Source organism: Kitasatospora sp. NPDC051702 (assembly GCF_040681575.1).
GTDB lineage: Bacteria > Actinomycetota > Actinomycetes > Streptomycetales > Streptomycetaceae > Kitasatospora.
In genome coordinates, this window is sequence record NZ_JBFAZB010000100.1 from 1 (window position 1) to 4,175 (window position 4,175).

The window sequence follows — 4,175 nt, forward strand, 5'->3', positions numbered from 1 at the left end:
TCCTTCTCCGCCCGGGTGGAGTCCTGCAGGGCGACGGACGGCGGGGCCTTGAGCTCCACGCCGCCGAGGCCGAGCAGCATCGCCAGGTACGAGTACGGTGTCCCCGGGGCGCGGCCCGTCCGGCGGATCGTGCCGGACCGGTACCGCCCGGGGCTCAGTGCCCCCGGGCGACCCACTCCGGCAGGGCCGGCGCCTCGGCGCCGATCGTGGTCGGGTCGCCGTGGCCGGTGCGCACCACCGTCTCGGGCGGCAGCGACAGCAGCCGGTCCCGGATCGAGTCGATGATGGTCGGGAAGTGCGAGAACGACCGGCCGGTGGCGCCCGGGCCGCCCTGGAAGAGGGTGTCGCCGGTGAAGACCGTGCCCAGCGCGGGCGCGTACAGGCAGACCGCGCCCGGGGCGTGGCCCGGGGTGTGCAGCACCGTCAGCTCGATGCCGGCCACCTCGATCCGCTGCCCGTCGGCGAGTTCGCCGTCCGGCAGGCGCTCCGGGTGCGTGAGCTTCCACAGCGGCAGGTCGTCCGGGTGCAGCAGGATCGGCGCGCCGGTGCGGGCGGCGAGCTCCGGCGCCGCGTCGACGTGGTCGTTGTGCGCGTGGGTGGAGACGATCGCCAGCAGCCGGCGCCCGCCGAGCGCCGCCTCGATCGCGTCGGCGTCGTGCGCGGCGTCGATCACCACCGCCTGCTCGTCGTCGCCGACGATCCAGACGTTGTTCTCCACCTCCCAGCTGCCGCCGTCCAGGTCGAAGGTGCCGGCCGTCACCAGCCGGTCCACGCGGGCGGTCACAGGACCACCACCGAACGGAGCACGTCGCCCTGGTGCATGCGGTCGAAGGCCTGCTCCACCGCGTCGAGCCCGATGGTCTCGGTGACGAAGGCGTCGAGGTCCAGCCGGCCCTGGAGGTGCAGGTCGATCAGCATCGGGAAGTCCCGCGAGGGCAGGCAGTCGCCGTACCAGGAGGACTTCAGCGCGCCGCCGCGGCCGAACACGTCGAGCAGCGGCAGCTCCAGCGTCATCTCCGGCGTCGGCACGCCGACCAGGACGACGGTGCCGGCGAGGTCCCGGGCGTAGAAGGCCTGCCGGTAGGTCTCCGGGCGGCCGACCGCCTCCACCACCACGTCCGCGCCGTTGCCGCCGGTCAGCTCGCGGATCGCCTCGACCGGGTCGGTGGTGCGGGAGTTGACGGTGTGGGTGGCGCCGAGCCGGCGGGCGGTCTCCAGCTTGCGGTCGTCGATGTCCACCGCGATGATCCGGGCCGCGCCCGCCAGCCGCGAGCCCATCACGGCCGCGCCGCCGACGCCGCCGCAGCCGATCACCGCGACCGAGTCGCCGCGGCCCACGCCGCCGGTGTTGATCGCGGCGCCGATGCCCGCCATCACGCCGCAGCCCAGCAGGCCCGCGACGGCCGGCGAGACCGCCGGGTCCACCTTGGTGCACTGGCCGGCCGCGACGAGGGTCTTCTCGGCGAACGCGCCGATGCCCAGCGCCGGCGACAGCTCGGTGCCGTCCAGCAGGGTCATCCGCTGCTTCGCGTTGTGGGTGGCGAAGCAGTACTGCGGCCGGCCGCGCCGACAGGCCCGGCACTGGCCGCACACCGCACGCCAGTTGAGGACGACGAAGTCGCCCGGCGCGACCTCGGTGACGCCCTCGCCGACCGCCTCGACGACGCCCGCCGCCTCGTGGCCGAGCAGGAACGGGAACTCGTCGTTGATGCCGCCCTCCCGGTAGTGGAGGTCCGTGTGGCACACCCCGCAGGCCTGGACCTTGACCACCGCCTCACCGGGACCGGGGTCCGGGACCACGATCGTGGTCACCTCCACGGGCGCACCCTTCGCGCGCGCGATGACCGCCTTGACCTGTTGGGCCATTACCATCCACCTCCGTCGGCCGGTGCGGCTCTGCACCGGGCGTGACCTGCGACGAACGACTGCCCACGAAGCGTAGCGCCCGCCGCGCGGGACGCCTGCGGGACGGTCGGGTGAGCGGCCCGCCGCATATGACGGCGGGATATCCGCCGCGTGACCTGCGCAACCCCGGGCACGGCCCGGCGGACAGGGCGCGCGGGCGGCGCTGAGCGCCCGTCAGCGTGCCCCGAACTGCCCGGAAAGCATCGCCGTTGGCTGGAAGTCCCGCAGACGCACGCACCGCGGCCCACGTACGGTCGTAGCAGAAGCGGTCCACGCGACCACGCTCAGCACACCCGCCCCATCCGGCGGTGCGTCCCCGCGCGCCGCCCGCGCCGGCGCGTACCGACCGTACGCCGCCGCGCGATTCGCGCCATCCGGGACCGGCACCCGTTTCGTTCCGCCCCGACCGGTCCCCGTCCCTCCAGCCCCTCCTCCCGGTCGCCGCCCTGCCGGGCACCGCTTCGCCCGTTCCCCGTTCGTCCCGGTCCACCCTTCACTAGTCCCGCCGAACCACCGAACCACCGAACCGCCGTTTCCCGCCCCACCGCTCCCCGTTCGTCCCGGTCCACCATCGCACCCGGCCCGAGCCGAGCCGCACGCCGGCCCGTCCCACCCGTCCCCGCACCATCCCGGTTCCACCCCCCGTCGGGTCGCCCCCTGCGGCCCACTGCCCTGGAGTCTGGAGTACGGATGTCCGCCGAGAACAGTGCGCCCGGTGCCGGAACCGGCACCGCCCCGCTCATCCCGATGCACTGCCTGCGCCACCTCGAGCCCGGTCCGCCGCGGCTCGCCGCGCTGCGCACCGGCACGCCCGTCTGGCTGGTCAGCCGGCACGCGGACGTGCGGCAGGTGCTGACCGACCCGCGCCTGGGCCGCGCCCCGCTCTACGCGCCGGACGCGCCGCCCATCACCAGCACGCCCAACATCCTCGACGACCCGAACAGCATGCTGAACATTGACGGCACCGAGCACCAGCGGCTGCGCCGCACCGTGCAGCGGGCGTTCACCCCGCGGGCCATCGCCCGCTGGCGGCCCTGGGTGGCCTCGGTGGTCGAGTCGCTGATCGACGAGCTGATCGACCACGGCTCCCCCGCCGACGTCGTCGCCTCCTACACCCGCCCGCTGCCGGTCGCGGTGATCAGCCGGCTGATGGGGCTGGACAACCTGGACAGCAAGAAGCTCGCGCACTGGAGCGACCACGCGCTCTCCGCCACCGCCTACAGCGCCGAGGCGATCGCCACCGCGATGACCGAGTTCGCCGGGTTCGGCGCGGCCGTGATCGCCGAACGCCGCGCCCACCCCGGCGACGACCTGGTCAGCAGCCTGCTCGCGGCCGCCGCCGAGGACGGCTCGATCGCCGAGGGGCAGCTGGTCACCCTGGTCATCGGCCTCGTCGTGGCCGGACACGAGACCACCATGACCAGCCTGGGCAACGCGCTCGTCTACCTGCTCGACGGCGACCGCGCGTCCTGGCAGCGGCTCGCCTCGGACGAGGCCAGCGCCGCCGCCGCGACCGAGCAGATCCTCCGCGCCGTCCCGCTCGGCGACACCGACCACATACCCGGTCTGCTGCGCCGCGCCGTCGAGGACGTCGAGATCGGCGGGGTGGTGATCCCGGCCGGCAGCGTCGTCGCCGCCGACACCGGTGCCGCCAACCAGGACCCGTCGGTCTTCACCGGGGACCTGCTCACCGAGCTGTTCTCCCCGCTGGCCGCCCCGATGCTGACCTTCGGCGCCGGGCCGCACCACTGCCTGGGCGCCTGGCTGGCCCGGATGGAGCTCGAACTCGCCCTGCACCGGCTGGCCCGGAGGCTGCCCGCACTGCACCTCACCGGGAGCGCCGACCGGATCGACTGGCGGCGCGGACTGCTCACCCGCAGCCCCGAGTCGCTCCAGGTCGCCTGGTGACCGCCGCCCGCCCGGAGGCGGACGCCGAGCCGGTCGTCGTCCGGGTCGACCGGGACCGCTGCATCGGCTCCGGGATGTGCGCCCTGAGCGCCCCCGGCTCGCTGGCCCTCGGCGACGACGGGCTGGCCGAGCCGGTGGCCGACTACGCCGACGGCGGTGCGGAGTTGACGGAGGCGCTGGCCGAGGCGGTCGACTTCTGCCCGGTCGAGGCGCTCACTCTCCACTCGGCCGACGGCGGCTACCGGATCGCCCCGGCCGATTGAGCCCCGCGGTGTCGCCCTCCCCGCGGGGCTTGCGGCGCTCCTGGTCGCTGAGCTGCCCGACGTTGACGGCCGAGGACGCGATGTCCTGGACGTCTCCGG

General features: G+C 74.8%; 4 protein-coding genes. 2 read left to right on the forward strand and 2 right to left on the reverse strand.

All coding sequences use genetic code 11. The annotated features are described in order from the left end of the window. Positions 1-154: 154 nt before the first annotated feature. Both AB0N04_RS38380 and AB0N04_RS38385 read right to left on the reverse strand, forming a co-directional pair. On the reverse strand, positions 155-784 hold the full coding sequence (locus AB0N04_RS38380; RefSeq protein WP_360223382.1) for an MBL fold metallo-hydrolase: 630 nt from the start codon (positions 782-784) through the stop codon (positions 155-157). Continuing rightward, positions 781-1,866 carry an S-(hydroxymethyl)mycothiol dehydrogenase gene (locus tag AB0N04_RS38385; RefSeq protein ID WP_360223380.1) on the reverse strand — a complete coding sequence of 362 codons (1,086 nt, stop codon included), beginning with the start codon at positions 1,864-1,866 and terminating at the stop codon, positions 781-783. Before AB0N04_RS38385 ends, AB0N04_RS38380 begins: the two co-directional genes overlap by 4 nt. Before the next feature lie 729 nt (positions 1,867-2,595). Between AB0N04_RS38385 and AB0N04_RS38390 the strand changes: the two genes are divergently transcribed. Both AB0N04_RS38390 and AB0N04_RS38395 read left to right on the forward strand, forming a co-directional pair. Then, entirely contained in the window at positions 2,596-3,813 is a 1,218-nt protein-coding gene (locus AB0N04_RS38390) for a cytochrome P450 (protein ID WP_360223377.1), read from the forward strand. After that, a complete protein-coding gene (locus AB0N04_RS38395) occupies positions 3,810-4,076 on the forward strand; it encodes a ferredoxin (protein WP_363365763.1) in 267 nt (88 codons plus the stop codon). Before AB0N04_RS38390 ends, AB0N04_RS38395 begins: the two co-directional genes overlap by 4 nt. Positions 4,077-4,175 lie beyond the last annotated feature (99 nt).